Annotated in this window: 12 protein-coding genes; 2 read left to right on the top strand and 10 right to left on the bottom strand. The window is 68.5% G+C overall.

Annotated features, from left to right (window positions below; genetic code table 11):
* Positions 1 to 282: 282 nt before the first annotated feature.
* The 7 genes from ACWCOV_RS36240 to ACWCOV_RS36270 form a co-directional block, all read right to left on the bottom strand.
* Complete coding sequence (locus tag ACWCOV_RS36240) at positions 283 to 813, bottom strand: hypothetical protein (protein ID WP_449833887.1); 531 nt, start codon at positions 811 to 813, stop codon at positions 283 to 285.
* A 10-nt stretch (positions 814 to 823) separates the two neighbouring features.
* Positions 824 to 1,831 carry an N-acetylglucosamine kinase gene (locus ACWCOV_RS36245; RefSeq protein WP_449833888.1) on the bottom strand — a complete coding sequence of 336 codons (1,008 nt, stop codon included), beginning with the start codon at positions 1,829 to 1,831 and terminating at the stop codon, positions 824 to 826.
* Positions 1,828 to 3,084 (bottom strand): 6-phospho-beta-glucosidase, encoded by a 1,257-nt coding sequence (locus ACWCOV_RS36250; RefSeq protein WP_449833889.1) that lies wholly within the window; start codon positions 3,082 to 3,084, stop codon positions 1,828 to 1,830. Before ACWCOV_RS36250 ends, ACWCOV_RS36245 begins: the two co-directional genes overlap by 4 nt.
* Positions 3,081 to 3,965: a carbohydrate ABC transporter permease gene (locus ACWCOV_RS36255; protein WP_449833890.1), complete on the bottom strand. Its 885-nt coding sequence runs from the start codon at positions 3,963 to 3,965 to the stop codon at positions 3,081 to 3,083. Before ACWCOV_RS36255 ends, ACWCOV_RS36250 begins: the two co-directional genes overlap by 4 nt.
* A gap of 128 nt (positions 3,966 to 4,093) precedes the next feature.
* Positions 4,094 to 5,035 (bottom strand): carbohydrate ABC transporter permease, encoded by a 942-nt coding sequence (locus ACWCOV_RS36260; RefSeq protein WP_449833891.1) that lies wholly within the window; start codon positions 5,033 to 5,035, stop codon positions 4,094 to 4,096.
* On the bottom strand, positions 5,035 to 6,363 hold the full coding sequence (locus tag ACWCOV_RS36265) for an ABC transporter substrate-binding protein (protein WP_449833892.1): 1,329 nt from the start codon (positions 6,361 to 6,363) through the stop codon (positions 5,035 to 5,037). The genes ACWCOV_RS36260 and ACWCOV_RS36265 overlap by 1 nt, the downstream gene beginning before the upstream one ends.
* A gap of 8 nt (positions 6,364 to 6,371) precedes the next feature.
* Positions 6,372 to 7,559 carry an ROK family transcriptional regulator gene (locus ACWCOV_RS36270; RefSeq protein ID WP_449833893.1) on the bottom strand — a complete coding sequence of 396 codons (1,188 nt, stop codon included), beginning with the start codon at positions 7,557 to 7,559 and terminating at the stop codon, positions 6,372 to 6,374.
* Between the two features lie 146 nt (positions 7,560 to 7,705).
* Between ACWCOV_RS36270 and ACWCOV_RS36275 the strand changes: the two genes are divergently transcribed.
* Complete coding sequence (locus ACWCOV_RS36275) at positions 7,706 to 9,361, top strand: ABC transporter ATP-binding protein (protein ID WP_449833894.1); 1,656 nt, start codon at positions 7,706 to 7,708, stop codon at positions 9,359 to 9,361.
* Positions 9,358 to 11,145, top strand: a complete 1,788-nt coding sequence (locus tag ACWCOV_RS36280; protein WP_449833895.1) for an ABC transporter ATP-binding protein — start codon at positions 9,358 to 9,360, stop codon at positions 11,143 to 11,145. The genes ACWCOV_RS36275 and ACWCOV_RS36280 overlap by 4 nt, the downstream gene beginning before the upstream one ends.
* Here ACWCOV_RS36280 and ACWCOV_RS36285 read toward each other — a convergent pair.
* From ACWCOV_RS36285 to ACWCOV_RS36295, 3 genes are read right to left on the bottom strand one after another with little or no spacing between them, the layout of a single operon-like run.
* Positions 11,090 to 12,049: a DUF2891 family protein gene (locus ACWCOV_RS36285; RefSeq protein WP_449833896.1), complete on the bottom strand. Its 960-nt coding sequence runs from the start codon at positions 12,047 to 12,049 to the stop codon at positions 11,090 to 11,092. The two genes, ACWCOV_RS36280 and ACWCOV_RS36285, sit on opposite strands and share 56 nt — an antisense overlap.
* A 9-nt stretch (positions 12,050 to 12,058) precedes the next feature.
* Positions 12,059 to 13,030, bottom strand: coding sequence for a DUF979 domain-containing protein (locus tag ACWCOV_RS36290; protein WP_449833897.1), 972 nt, complete (start codon positions 13,028 to 13,030; stop codon positions 12,059 to 12,061).
* Positions 13,027 to 13,731 (bottom strand): DUF969 domain-containing protein, encoded by a 705-nt coding sequence (locus tag ACWCOV_RS36295; protein WP_449833898.1) that lies wholly within the window; start codon positions 13,729 to 13,731, stop codon positions 13,027 to 13,029. The genes ACWCOV_RS36290 and ACWCOV_RS36295 overlap by 4 nt, the downstream gene beginning before the upstream one ends.
* Between the last annotated feature and the right edge of the window lie 662 nt (positions 13,732 to 14,393).

Consider the following 14,393-nt stretch of genomic DNA (forward strand, 5'->3'; position numbering starts at 1 on the left):
GTTCATTAGAATTCGCCGAAGCAACAGTTACGGCCGCCGCTCCCGTAGGTGCGACGGCCGTAACTGCTTGTGATGAAGCTCTCAGTTGCCCCCGCCCCCGGGCCTCAGGTGTGAGGACGCCCCGCCGCGCTGCGCGCGGCGGGGCGGGGAAGTAGTGCGGGGTGATGCAGGTGGTGGGGTGGGGGAGTGCGGGGGGAAAGCCGGGCGGGGCGGGGGCTGCGGGGGATGCCGGGTGGTGGGGTGGGGGTGTGCGGGGGGATGCCCGGGTCGTGGGGTGGGGCGTCAGTCCTTCGTGGTGTCTGGGCCGGCGCGGCGGACGTCTTCTACTTTGGTCATGGCTTCGCGGAGGTCGGCGAGCCAGGTTTCGCTGTGCTGGGCGACGAGTTTGACGCACCAGCCGAGGGCGTCACTGCGCGAGCGGGCCACGCCGGCGTCGACGAGGGTGTCGAGGACCTGGCGCTCGGGCTGGCGCAGCCGGGTCATCACCGGCGCGGACAGGGACGTGAAGATCGTCGTGGTGTCGCCGCAGTGCACACCCCAGGCGACCTTGCGCCGGGTCGCGTGCTCCAGCTCGCGGGCGATCTCGATCCGGCGCTCGCGGGTGTCCTCGCGGTACTGCTTGATCCGGCCCTCCTCGGCCGCGGACCGCTCGGCCGCGCTGACGTCGGCCTTCTGCTCAGGCGCCGGAATCCGCCCGACGATCAGGATCTCGTCCCGGTCGATGGTCAGCTCCGGCTCACCCTCGAACCAGTCGCCCGGCAGCCGCCCGGTCAGCCAGCCCCGCACCCGCTCACTCTCAGTCTTCGTACTCATGTAATCATGATTACACCTCTACAGAACCCCGTTCAAGCGCGAACGCCGCCCGGAGCTTCGCCTGAGCCTCGAGAGGCGCCCCGATCTGGTCGAGTCCGAGCAGCGCCGCCCCCACCACCGGCGGCACGTCGACCACCTGCGGCACCGCCTTGGGAGCAGCCTCGAAGAGCAGGCGTACGACGGTGTCGACCAGCAACGGGTGACCGGCAGTCAACACGCCCCCACCGAGCACCACCGGCACTGGTTCGTCGAGAAGGTCCAACCGCCGGAGCGCGACGGTCGCCATCGACACGATCTCCTCGGCCTGCCGCCGTACGATCGCAGCCGCCACCGCGTCACCCGCGGCAGCGACCTGGAACAGCACCGGCGTCGCCTCCAGCTTTCGCGACGAGGGGATGTCGCCGAGGTGGAAGCCCTCGAACAGCGCGGTCAGCGACGAGACGCCGAAGTGCGCCGACAACGCCTGGACGAGCGCGGTCGCCGGCCCGCGGCCGTCGTGCGCGCGAGCGGCGGCCCAGATCGCCTCTTCGGCAAGTTGTTGCCCACCGCCCCAATCGCCGGTCAGCTTGCCGAGCGCCGGGAACCGCGCGGTCCGCCCGTCCGGGAGCAGGCCCGAGCAGTTGATCCCCGCGCCACACACGACCGCGACTCCGAGCGGCTCGTCGACGCCCGCCCGCAACAACGCGAACGTGTCGTTGGTGACGTGCACCGACTCCGCCCAGCCGTAGGAGTCGAAGGCGTCGGCCAGCCACTCCTCCTCGATCGGCAGGTCCGCGTTCGCCAGGCACGCGGACACCTGCTGGACCAGCGGTACGTCGCCGACCTCGAGCCCGGCCGCCGCGGCTGCGGCGATCACGAGCGGCTCGAGTCCCGCGACCGCCGCGGCGGCTCCGATGTTCTGCGGTTCGAAGCCGCCGCCCCGCGCCGTACCGAGGACTGATCCGTCCGCGGCGACCAGGGCGACGTCCGTCTTGCTGTTGCCGGCGTCGAAGGCGAGCACGCCGCCGGGGACGATCATGGAGCCCACGGGAGGTACGCCGAGTTGTGAGCCAGCAGCCGGTCCGTCAGTTCGCGCGCGATCGAGACCTGCCCGACCAGTGGATGCGCCAGCAGCGCGTTGAACACGCGCTCGGCGCCACCCCTCAGAGCAGCGTCCAGGGCCAGGTCCTCATACGCCGTCACGTGACTGATCAGGCCGCCGTACAAGGGCTCGACAGGTGCCACAGGCAACGGTTGCGCGCCACCGGCCCCGATGACCGCAGGCACTTCGATCACCGCGTCGTCCGGCAAGAACGGCAGCGTCCCGTTGTTCAACGTGTTCACCACCTGCACGTCGTCGGTGTCGTTCAGCAGCGACGACGCCAGCGCGACCGCGGCCTCGGAGTAGTAGGCCCCACCCCGCTGCTCGAGCAACGCAGGCTTCTCATCCAGCAACGGATCGGAGTACAGCTCCAGCAACTGCTTCTCCAACGCAGCCACCTCAGCCGCCCGCGACGGCTTCGTCAGCGACTCCTGCACCACCTCGTCGTGCGCGTAGAAGTAGCGCAGGTAGTACGACGGAACCACGCCCAACTGCCGCAGCAACTCGGCCGGCAGCTTCAGGCTCTCGGCCAGCTCAGCGCCATGATCAGCCAGCAGCTTCGGCAGCACATCCTCGCCGTTCACGCGTACGGCGCGCTCCCACGTCAGGTGGTTGAGCCCGACGTGATCCAGCTCGACCTGCTCAGGCCGAACTCCGAGCATCGCCGCGAACCGCCGCTGGAACCCGATCGCCACGTTGCACAGTCCGACCGCCTTGTGTCCCTCCGACAGCAGTGCCCGGGTCACGATCCCGACCGGGTTGGTGAAGTCGATGATCCAGGCGTCCGGGTTGGCACGCCGTACCCGCTCGGCGATGTCGAGCACCACAGGAACGGTCCGCAACGCCTTCGCGAGTCCGCCGGCTCCGGTGGTCTCCTGGCCGACGCAACCGCACTCCAGCGGCCACGTCTCGTCCTCGTTCCGCGCGGCCTGCCCGCCGACCCGCAGTTGCAGCAGTACGGCGTCCGCGCCGTCGATGCCCGCATCGACATCGGTCGTGGTGATCACGCGGCCTGGATGGCCTTGTTTGGCGAAGATCCGCCGGGCCAGGCCGCCGACCAGTTCGAGCCGGTCGGCGGCCGGGTCGACCAGGACGAGCTCGGTCACCGGCAAGGTGTCGCGCAGCCGGGCGAAGCCGTCGACGAGTTCGGGAGTGTAGGTGGATCCGCCGCCTACGACTGTGAGTTTCAACCTTTGACCCCTGTGAGTGTGACGCCTTCGATGAAGGCCTTCTGGGCGAAGAAGAAGAGGATGATCACCGGTGCCAGCACCAGCAGCGTGGCCGCCATGGTGAGGTTCCAGTTGGTGTGGTGGGCGCCCTTGAACGACTCCAGGCCGTAGCTGAGCGTCCAGGCCGCCGGGTTCTCGCTGGCGTAGATCTGCGGGCCGAAGTAGTCGTTCCAGCAGTAGAAGAACTGGAACAGCGCGACCGCGGCGACGGCCGGTTTCGCCATCGGCAGCACGATCCGGACCAGAGCCTTGAAGTCACCGCAGCCGTCCACCTTCGCGGCGTCCACGTAGTCCTTCGGGATGGTCAGCAGGAACTGCCGGAGCAGGAACACCGAGAACGCGTCGGTGAACGCCATCGGGATGATCAGCGGCCACAACGTCCCGGACAGGTGCAACTGCTTGGCCCAGAACAGGTACATCGGCACGATCACCACCTGCGGGGGCAGCATCATCGTGGAGATGACCAGCATCAGCGCGAGGTTCCGGCCACGGAACTTGAAACGCGCCAGCGCGTAGGCCACCGGGATGCTCGACAGCAACGTCAGCGCCGTGCCGAGACCGGCGTACATCAGCGTGTTCTTCCACCAGGTCAGGAACCCCGGCGTCTCCCACACGGTCCGCAGGTTGTCCCAGTGCCAGCTGTTCGGCCACAGGTCCCGGGTGAGCGCCTGCTGGTCGCTCATCACCGCGGTCAGGAAGACGAACACGAACGGCAGTACGAAGAACAACGCCGCGGCGATCGCCAGCGAGTGCACCGCGACCCACTCCAGAACCCTGGTACGGCGTGCCGCCCGGGCGGCCGAGGTGATTCCGACCGGCGCGGCCGCAACCGTGGCCGTCATGGGGCCTCCCGGCCTGGACTGAGGAGCGTAGGGAGCGAAGCGACTGGAGTGACGAGGGAAGGGCGGGAGTTCCAGCCCCATGACGCGCCGCGCCGGAGGCGTGGCATCGGTATAGTCATGAATGCTGCTCAGTCGTTGGTCGCCAGGAAGCCGCTGCCGCGGCGCATCAGGAACGCGGTGAACACCATCGCCAGCACGAACAGCACCAGCGCGATCACGGACGCGCCCCCGGTGTCGAAGCGCTGGAATCCCAGGTGGTACACGAGTTGTGGCAACGTCAGCGTGGACTTGTCCGGGTAGCCCGGCTCGAACTGTTGCCCGGAGCCACCGATCACGCCACTGGCCACTTTTCCGGCGACGAGCGGCTGGGTGTAGTACTGCATGGTCTGGATCACGCCGGTGACGACCGCGAACAGCACGATCGGCGAGATGTTCGGCAGCGTCACGAACCGGAACCGTTGCCACGGGCCCGCTCCGTCCAGCGACGCCGCCTCGTACTGCTCCTTCGGCACGTCGAGCAGCGACGCCATGAAGATCACCATCAGGTCGCCGATCCCCCACAACGCGAGCATCGTGAGGGCCGGCTTGGACCACTGCGGGTCGTTGAACCAGCCCGGCTGCGGCAACCCGATGCTGCCGAGGATGTTGTTCACCGGCCCGGTGCCCGGGTTGAGCAGGAAGGCGAACGCCATCGTCGCGGCCACCGGCGGCGCCAGGTAGGGCAGGTAGAACGCGGTCCGGAAGATCCCGGCGCCGGTCTTGACCTTGGTGATCAGCAGCCCGATGCCGAGCCCGAAGACCACCCGCAGGCTGACCATCACGACGACCAGCCACAGCGTGTTACGCAGCGCCGGCCAGAAGAACGGGTAGTCGGTGAAGACGTACTGCCAGTTCTTCAGGCCGGTCCAGGTCGGCGGGGTGAAACCGTCGTACCGCATGAAGCTGAAGTAGACGGTGGAGATCAGCGGGTAGAGGAAGAAGACGCTGACGCCGATCAGCCAGGGGGAGAGGAACGCGACGTTGCGGACCGCTTCCCTGCGGCGTTTCTGTCGCAGGCCCGCGGAGACCATCACTTGACCTGCGCCAGGTCCTTGTCGATCTGCTGGTCGGTCTTGGCCAGCCCGCCGGCCAGGTCGGTGACCTTGCCGGACTCGTAGGCGAAGCCGAAGTCCTGCAGGCTGAGCTGGTACGCGCCGCCGTTCGGGCTGGCCGGCGTGGTGTTGCTCTTCGGGTGCTGGGCGATCTCCAGGAAGGTCCGGAAGTTCGGGTCGGCGTCCAGCTTCGGCGACTTCAGCGCCTCGAGCGTGGACGGCACGTTATGGATCGCGTTCGAGAAGCTGACCACGGCGTCGGTGTCGGTGGTCATGTACTTGACCAGCTCCCAGGCCGCGTTCTGCTTCTGGCTGGTGCTCGCGATGCCGATGATGGTGCCGGACAGGTAGCCCTTGCCGTAGCTGTCGGCCTGGTCGTCGGGCACCGGGAACGGCGCGACGCCGATGCCGAACTTCACGCCGGCGTCCTTGGCCATCCCGAGCCGCCACTCGCCGTCGATCGCCATCGCGACCTGGCCGGTGTGGAACGGGTTCTTCGCACCCCACTCGTCACCGAAGGTGGCGCGGTACTTCTCCAGCTTCGCGAACCCGCCGAGCTCGGTCACCAGGTTCTTCTGCCAGGTGAGCATCTTCGCGAACGCCGGGTCGGCGGCCAGGTTCGACTTGCCGTCGCCGGTGAAGTACGTCGGGTTCCACTGGGCGGCGAAGTGCGTGGTGGTCGACTCGTAGCCGTGGAAGTTCGGCATGAACCCGAGCTGGCTGTAGGAGTCGCCCTTGACCTTGGTGAGCTTCTTGGCGGCGGCGTCGAACTCGGACAGCGTCTTCGGCGGCGCGGTGATGCCGGCGGCCTTGAAGGCGTCCTTGTTGTAGTACAGGCCGTACGCGTCGTTCAGCAGCGGCAGCGTGCAGCGCTTGCCCTCGAACTGGGTGTAGTCCTGCAGCGCCTTCGGGAAGGTCTTGTCCAGGTCGACGCCGGACTTGTCCAGGAACGGCTTCAGGTCCGCGAACACGTTCGACTGGCAGAACGTGCCGACGTTGTCGGTGGTGAACGAGGACACCACGTCTGGCGCGTTCGGCCCGCCGGCTCGCAGCGCCTGCTTGATCTTGTCGTCGTTGATGTTGCCGACGGCCTTCACGTGGATGTTCGGATGCTTCGCCTCGAACGCCTTGATGTTGGCGTTGATCGCGGCCACCTCGCCCGGCGCGCTCCAGCCGTGCCAGAAGGTGATCGTGACGTCCTTGGTGGCGTCGTCACTGGGCTGCGGCGCGGTCGACGTACCGGTACAGGCGGTGGCGAGCAGAGCGACGGCTGAGGTGGCCAGTAGTGCGCGACTGAAGCGTGGCATCCGTACTCCTAGGGGATGGGTGGACCTGCGGTGTCGAAGACTTCGTCTCGGGTGGTGGTCAGGGCCGACTGCAGCGCGCCGGCCAGGACCGGGTCGTCGGTGATCGCGGTCATCAGCAGCCGCGGCCGCGGTACGGCGAGCTCGGCCAGCTCGTCCTGGACGAGGCCGCGCAGGCGTTCGCCGCCGGCGGTGATGACGCCGCCGGCGAGCACGATCAGCTCGGGGTCGACGACCGCGACGATCGCGGCCAGACCGACGGCCAGTCGGTGCGCGAACTCGGTCAGCACAGCGTCGCCGGCGCCCTCGGTCTTGAGTGCGGTCGCGATCGCGGCTTCCGCCGTACGCGCCTTGAGGCCGTGCTCGCGAGCCAGCTTGAGGACGGGCTCGGCACCGGCGAGCTCCTGGAAGCCGCCGGCGTTGCTGCGGCTGACGTTGCGGACCAGCGGCGTGCCGGGCAGCGGCAGGAAGGCGACCTCGCCGGCGCCGCCGGTGGCACCGCGGTGCAGGCGGCCGTTGATCACGACCGCGGCGCCGATGCCTTCCTCGCCCCAGAGCAGGACGAAGTTGTCGCTGTCCTTGGCGTGGCCGACCCGCTGCTCGGCGATGGCCGCGAGGTTGACGTCGTTCTCGACCTCCAGCGGTACGGCGATCGAAGCGGCCAGCTCGTCGAGCAGGTGTGGCGAGTGCCAGCCGGGCAGGTGCGTGGCGTAGCGCAGCCGGCCGGTGGTCGGGTCGAAACCACCCGGGGTGCCGATCGAGACTCGGTGCAGGCGGCCGCGGTTCAGCCCGGCCTCACCGGCCGCGCCGTCGATCGCCTTGAGCACCCGCTCGACCGTGCCCTTGGCGCTGCGGCCCGGCGTGGGCAGCTCGTAGGTGCCGACGACCTTGCCGGTCAGGTCGGCGACCGCCGAGCGGATCCGGGTCGGTGTCACGTCGAGACCGGCGACGTAGGCCATGCCGCCGTTGATCTCGTACAGCTGGGCGTTCGGTCCCGGCCGGCCGGCCGTGGTGCCGCTGGCGCGGACCAGTCCGGCCGCTTCCAGCCGGGCGAGGAGCTGGGACGCGGTCGGCTTGGACAGACCGGTGAGGTTGCCGAGGGTGGTGCGGGACAGCGGGCCCTCGGCCAGCAGCAGGTCGAGGGCGGCGCGGTCGTTCATCGCGCGGAGCAGGCGGGGAGTTCCGGGTGTGGTTGCCATGGGATAACCCTGCCTCCCTCCGCCGCTGTTGTGTGGTCGGCTCGCTGAACGGACTCAACTGTTAGGAAAGTTTCCTATTGATGCGAGACCGTACGGCGGACTGGCGGCGGTGTCAATCGGTTCGGCCGGGTTAGGGTTCCCTAACTATGTCGAGTGGGGAACTGTTGTGGCGCGCCGTACGGCGGCATCGTGGGCGGATGATCACCGGGGTGCTGGTGCTGTCCTTGCACCAGGCGACCGAGGCGGCCGTGCCAGTGGCGATCGGCATCTTCGTGGACCGCGCGGTGGCAAGCGGTGACGTCGAGCCGCTGCTCTGGTGCGTGCTGATGATGGTCGTGTTGTTCGCCGTCCTGTCGAACGCCTGGAAGACCGGTGCTCGCCAAGTAGTGCGGGCGATCGAGTACGAGACGCACGCGCTGCGGCTGGAGATCGCCGGCCGGGTGCTCGACCCCCGTGGTCATCGGACCGGCCTGCGGTCCGGCGAGTTGCTGTCGATCGCGACGTCCGATACCGAGAAGGCCGCGCTGATGATGCGGGCGGTGTCGATCGGGTTCGCGGCGACCACGGCGCCGGTGGTGTCGTCGGTGTCGCTGCTGCTGGTCGACGTACCGCTGGGGCTTGGGGTGCTGATCGGCGTACCGCTGCTGGTGTTGGGGATTCAGGCGCTGTCTCCGCTGTTGACTCGCCGTACGTCGTCGCAGCAGGAGGCGGTCGCGCAGACTACTGCGCTCGCCACTGACCTGGTGGGTGGGCTGCGGACGTTGCGTGGGATCGGCGCGCAGCACAACGCGGCTGAGCGGTATCGGCGGTCCAGCCAGGAGACGCTGCGAGCCACCTTGCGTGCGGCCTCTACCAACGGGTTGCAGGATGGTGTGACCACCGCGCTGAGCGGACTGCTGCTCGCAGCCGTTGCTGGCGTGTCCGGGTACTTCGCGTTGACGGACCGGGTCACGATCGGCGAACTGATCACTGTGGTCGGCCTGGCGCAGTTCGTCGCGGAGCCGGTGGGTTCGCTCGGTTACGCAAGCCAGGTAGCGGCCATGGCGCGTGCGTCGGCCGGCCGGTTGGCATCCGTGCTGTCGTCGCCTCCGTTGATCGCCAGTGGTACGGCGACGACGCTGGACCCGGCGAAGCCGCTGCTGGAACTGATTGGCGTCTCCTACAAGTCACTGTCCTCGGTTGACCTGACGCTGCGGCGTGGTGAGCTGGTGGGAGTGCTCTGCTACGACCCGCGTGACGCCGACGCGTTGCTGACCGTCGTAGCGGGTCGAGCGCCTGACCACACCGGCAAACTGCTCATCGGCGGTACGGAGACCGAGGAGCTCGACATCGACGTCGTACGACGGACGGTCCTGCTGGAGCAGCATGACACCGACCTGTTCGAGGGGACGCTGCGGAGCAACCTGCTCGTCGACTCGGGGGAGTTGGAGCGGGTGCTGACCGCGGCGGGGGCTGCCGACCTGATCGACGAGCTGGACCGGCCGCTGGCCGACCGTGGCCAGTCGCTGTCAGGTGGACAGCGTCAGCGACTCGGTCTGGCTCGGGCGTTGCTGGCGGAGCCGCCGGTGCTGGTGCTGCACGACCCCAGTACGGCGGTGGACGCGGTCACCGAGGAGCTGCTGGCCGAGGGCCTCGCCGAGGTGCGGGAAGGACTGACGACGTTGGTGCTGACCAGCAGCCCGGCGCTGCTCGGCAAGATGCAGCGGGTGATCGTGGTGTCGGACGGATCGGTGGTTGCTGAAGGCATCCATGCTGAGCTGGCCGCCGCCGACGCGACCTACCAGGAAGCGGTTCTGCGATGAGCCTGTTGCCGGTCGCCGGGCCGCGGGCGACGTGGGCCGTGTTGTGGCAGGAGATCCGTCGGCTGCCTGGACTGTCGGTGCTGGCGGCCTTGGTGATCACGGTGGCGAGTGCTGCCGGGCTGGTCGCGCCCTGGGCACTCGGTGTACTGGTCGACGACATCGCGGATGGTGCGGACCGATCGGCCGTGGTGCGGGTGGTCGTGATGATCGGCGGAGCCGCGCTGGTGTCCGGACTGCTCACTGCGGTCGGCGTGACGCTGGTCGCGCGAGTGGGCGAGACGGTGCTCGCGCGGATCCGCGAGCGGGTGGTCGAACGGGCGTTGCAGCTGCCGGCTCCGATGCTGGACAAGGTGCGCACAGGCGATTTGCTGTCCCGGGTTGGCGGCGACGTGGCGTCTGTCGCGGCAGCGCTGACTGAAGTCGGGCCTGCGCTGCTGTCTGCATCGCTGACGATTGCACTGACCGCGGTCGGCATGTTTGCGCTGGACTGGCGGCTCGGGCTGGCCGGACTGCTGGCCTTGCCGATGTACGTGTGGGCGCTGCGGTGGTACCTGCCGCGCTCTGCACCGTTCTACCGCGAGGAGCGGGTGGCGATGGGCGAGCGGTCCGAGGCGATCATCGCTTCGCTGCGTGGCAGCGCGACGGTCCGGGCGTACCGGCTGGAGGACGTGCAGCTCGGCAAGATCGACAACACCTCGGCGGTCGCGCGGGACCTGTCGCTGAAGGTCTTCAAGCTGTTCAGCTTCTTCTCGTCGCGGATCAACCACGCCGAGTTCGTCGGCCTCACCGCGATCCTGGTTGCGGGGTTCTACCTGGTCCGCGACGATGCGGTCAGCGTCGGCGCGGTGACCGCGGCCGCGTTGTACTTCCACCGGCTGTTCAACCCGATCGGCATGCTGCTGATGGAGTTCGACCAGATCCAGACCGCGTCCGCGGGGTTGGCGCGGTTGGCCGGCGTACTGGAGATTCCGGAGGTACCGGAACCGCCGGCGGGTCGGGCGCCGGCGGACGCGTCGTTGTCGTTGCTGGATGTCGGGCACGCCTACGACGGTCCGGAGGTGCTGGCCGGCGTGACCTTGCGGCTCGAACCAGGTGAGCGGGTCGCGCTGGTCGGTGCTTCAGGGGCCGGGAAGACGACGCTGGCTGCTATTGCGGCCGGGGTGCTCACTCCGACAGCCGGTGCGGTGCATCTCGGTGGTGTGGACGTGCGTGAGCTTGGTGAGGATCGGACTCGTGCGCAGGTCGCTCTGCTGAGCCAGGAGGTCCACGTCTTCTCTGGACCGCTGGTGGACGACGTGCGACTGGCCCGAGCCGGTGCGACTGATGCTGAGGTGGAGGCCGCGTTGGACGTCGTTGGGGCGTCGGCCTGGGTGCGTGCGCTGCCTGACGGGCTCGACACGGTCGTGGGCGAGAACGGGCACCAGTTGACGGGCGCGCAGGCACAGCAGGTCGCCTTTGCTCGACTCGTGCTTGCTGACCCGCCTATCGCCGTACTGGACGAGGCCACGGCTGAAGCGGGTAGTGCGGGCGCGCGTGAGCTGGAGCGAGCCAGTTCGGCTGCTACTGAGGGGCGTACGACGTTGGTCGTGGCGCACCGGTTGACGCAGGCCGAGCAGGCGGACCGGATCGTCGTACTCGACCATGGGCGGGTGGTCGAGTCCGGTACGCACGAGTCGTTGCTGGCCGACGGAGGCTGGTATGCCCAGCTCTGGCACGGCTGGACGGGTACTACTCAGCAAGCGTTGCCAGTAGGGCGAACGAGACCAGCCAGTGCGTCGACATGAAGTCTCCTTCGGTCACTGTGGGCAGGACGGCCTCGACCTGACGATCGGCACCGGCTCGTAGGGTGTCCGCCACGTCCGGCAGCGCGGGCGCGATCGTGCGCAGTTGCCAGGCCCGGGCGAGCGCCAGGCCGGACAGGTGCGCGAGTTGGCCGTCACCGGAGTCGTCGGTGACCGGGACCTCGAGCAGATGCAGGTGCTGGTCGGTGCCGAGGCCGGGGAGGAAGGCGGTCAGCCAGGTCTTGTACTCGTCCTCCTTCAGGACCCGCCGCATCAGCTCCGCTTCGGTCAGCGCCGGCGACAGGAAGTCGGTGCCGGACGGCTCGAAGCGTGTGTCGTACGCCGTGTCCTGGCCGAACCACTCGATCGAGCGTTGTTGGATCGCGTCGACCACGTCGGTGCGGCCGAGGTCGCCGTACGCCTCGAGGAGCAGGGCGAGCGCGAACGCGGTGTTCAGGTGCACGCCGTGCCGGACCGGGTACGCCTGGCGCGGGAGCCAGCCGAGGACGAGGTCGGCGATGGTGTCGGCGAGCTCGCCGAGCGGCCACCTGTCCTTGCCCGCCGCGGCGAGCATGGCCGCCCAGGCCCAGCCGTACGGGCGTTCGTACGACGGCCGGTCGCGCAGGTACGCCGCTTCGGTCGCGATCGCTTCGGGAGTGAGCCGGTTGTCGAGCAGGCTTGCGGGGCGCTGGCCGACCTGGTCCGGTGCGAGCGTGAGCAACCGGACCAGGGACCACTGCATGTGTGCGCTGGAGTGCCAGTCGTACGAGCCGTGGAAGGCGGGATGCAACCGCTGCGGGGTCACGTCCACGTCGTCCGGGCCGAGCGATGCGTGCGCGGCGCCGTACGGGTAGGGGGTTTCGAGCACCTCGCAGGCGATCTGCGCCCAGGCGGCGGCGTACTTCATTTGCACTCCTTAGAAGGCGAAGACGTACATCAGGACGATGTTGCAGGCGAGCAGCGGGACCGCGGTCGGGATCTGGGCCTTGATCGGGCCGTACTGATCCTTCATCTCTAGCAGCGCTGCTGGGACCAAGTTGAAGTTGGCGGCCATCGGCGTACAGAGGGTGCCGCAGAAGCCGGCCAGCATGCCGATCGCGAACACGATCGCCGGCGTGCCGTCGAACTGCTCGACCAGGAGTGGCCAGCCGACGGCCGCCGTCATCACCGGGAACGCGGCGAACGCGTTGCCCATGATGATCGTGAACACCGCCATGCCGATGCAGTAGAGCGCGACCGCGGCGATCAGCGAGCCCTTGGGAACAAGGTGATCCGTCACCCGGCCGACGGCCTTGCCGACGCCTGAGGTGTTGAACAGCAGGCCGAGGGTGGCGAGCATCTGCGGCAGGATCGCGGCCCAGCCGATGTGCTCGAGCAGCCGCCTGCCCTCGTGGAGTGGGACGGCCGGTGACTTCGGCTTGAGCAGGACCATGCCAACGACCAGCGCGAGCAGTGATGCGACGCCGAGGCCGATGATCGTGGCGGATCCACTCTGCAGGAGAAGTTGGCCGTCTTTCAGCTTCACCTTGGCGAGCCAGGCGCCGAAGAGCGCCGCGACCACCGGAATCACCAGTGCAGGAAGGAAAAGCTTGTTGCCGAAGCGGTCGGCGAACCGGACCCGCTCGGCCGGCGTGGTGGTCTGCTCGTGACCGCGGCCCGGGAAGCCGGAGCCGGCCAGTACGGCGAGACCGATCACCGCGATGCCGAGCAGCCAGGCCGGCGCCTGCTTGTTGACCACGAACGTGCCGTAGCCGAACGAGACGCCGAGGATGCCCCAGAACGCGGCGCTGCCGAGACGCTTCGGGTTGCTGCGGTCGTTGACCACCTGCAACGCGATCAGGACGAAGAAGATCCCGCACAGCCAGTAGAACCACTCGACCTTGATCATCGGGTCACCTGCTCGTTCTCGGCCTTGGCTGCCGCGTGCAGCTTGTCCAGTTGCCGGTCGAGCAGCAGCAGCCGGGTGCCGTGGATGAGCAGGGCGCAGATGCCGGTCGGGATCGCCCAGAGCGCGATGTCGATCGCCTCCAGGTGCAGCCCGTACGTCGCGTCCACGAAGCCGGTGATCAGCAGGATCGAGCCGATCGCGACGAAGATGTCCTCGCCGAAGAACAGGCCGACCGTGTCCGCGCTGGCGGAGAAGCCCTTGATCTTCTCCTGCAGTTTCTCGGGCAGCGGGCCGCCGTACCGTCGCTCCGCGGCACCGGCCGCCATCGGGGCGATCAGCGGCCGGACCGCCTGCGCCGGGCCGCCGATGCTGGTGAGGCCGAGGGCCGCCGTACCTTGCCGGATCAGCAGGTAGATGGCCAGCAGCCGGCCGGTGGTCATGACTTTCAGCTTGCCGATCAACTTGCGCGCCTGCTGCTGCAGGCCGTAACGCTCGATCAGCCCGATCACGGGCAGCGTGACGATGAAGACGGTGACGGACCGGCTGCCGGCGAACCCGTCGCCGAACGCGTTCAGAATCTTGACCGGTGACAGGCCGCCGATCAGGCCGGCCACGATACCGGCCGCGGTGACGACCAGCATCGAGTTCAGCCGGAGGGCGAACCCGACGACAACCACCGCGATAGCGAGCAGAACCCACATGGTTCCTCCCGGGGACGGAGAGCGCAGATCTGATCACCATAAGGATTGTTGAACGATCCTGCAATACACCATTCAAACAAATCAGCCAGGCGCCACCGAAGGACACCGCCTCCGGCGGCAGCTGTTCCGTTGCCACCTCCGGCGGGCCGCCCACCCGTCATCCGCGCCAACGCGATCGGCGACAGACCCGCGGACACGCGAAGGACACCGCCTCCGGCGGCGGCTGCCTGTTGCCGCCTTCGGCGGGTCTCCTGGCGGTCATCCACGTTCAGGTGCTCGGCGAGAAGACCCGCGGACCCGCGAAGGGCACCGCCTTAGGCGGCGGCTGTTCTGTTGCCGCCTCCGGCGGGCCGCCTAGCGGTCATCTGCGCCCGGGTGCTCGGCGACAAGAACCACAGACATGCGAAGGCACCGCCTTCGGCGGCGACAGCTCTTTGCGCCTTCGGCGGGGCGCGCACCCGTCATTCGTGCCCAAGCACTCAGCGCCAGACCTGTGGAGAGGCAAACGACACCGCCTTCGGCGTTGGCTGCTCCGTTTGCGCCTTCGGCGGGGCCGCCTAGTGCCAACCGGGTCAGGTGATCGGCGAAGACACTGTGGACGGGTAGGCGGCCAGCCGGTCGCGGCGCTGCGTGTCCAGCTCCGCGAACACATCGTCCAGGAT

The organism is Kribbella sp. NPDC002412, from assembly GCF_053592935.1.

Bases quoted from the DNA above. Each gene is read 5' to 3' on its own strand.
- ACWCOV_RS36240 (WP_449833887.1), bottom strand. From the start codon at position 813: ATGAGTACGAAGACTGAGAGTGAGCGGGTGCGGGGCTGGCTGACCGGG.
- ACWCOV_RS36245 (WP_449833888.1), bottom strand. From the start codon at position 1,831: ATGATCGTCCCCGGCGGCGTGCTCGCCTTCGACGCCGGCAACAGCAAG.
- ACWCOV_RS36255 (WP_449833890.1), bottom strand. From the start codon at position 3,965: ATGACGGCCACGGTTGCGGCCGCGCCGGTCGGAATCACCTCGGCCGCC.
- ACWCOV_RS36260 (WP_449833891.1), bottom strand. From the start codon at position 5,035: ATGGTCTCCGCGGGCCTGCGACAGAAACGCCGCAGGGAAGCGGTCCGC.
- ACWCOV_RS36265 (WP_449833892.1), bottom strand. From the start codon at position 6,363: ATGCCACGCTTCAGTCGCGCACTACTGGCCACCTCAGCCGTCGCTCTG.
- ACWCOV_RS36270 (WP_449833893.1), bottom strand. From the start codon at position 7,559: ATGGCAACCACACCCGGAACTCCCCGCCTGCTCCGCGCGATGAACGAC.
- ACWCOV_RS36275 (WP_449833894.1), top strand. From the start codon at position 7,706: ATGTCGAGTGGGGAACTGTTGTGGCGCGCCGTACGGCGGCATCGTGGG.
- ACWCOV_RS36280 (WP_449833895.1), top strand. From the start codon at position 9,358: ATGAGCCTGTTGCCGGTCGCCGGGCCGCGGGCGACGTGGGCCGTGTTG.
- ACWCOV_RS36285 (WP_449833896.1), bottom strand. From the start codon at position 12,049: ATGAAGTACGCCGCCGCCTGGGCGCAGATCGCCTGCGAGGTGCTCGAA.
- ACWCOV_RS36290 (WP_449833897.1), bottom strand. From the start codon at position 13,030: ATGATCAAGGTCGAGTGGTTCTACTGGCTGTGCGGGATCTTCTTCGTC.
- ACWCOV_RS36295 (WP_449833898.1), bottom strand. From the start codon at position 13,731: ATGTGGGTTCTGCTCGCTATCGCGGTGGTTGTCGTCGGGTTCGCCCTC.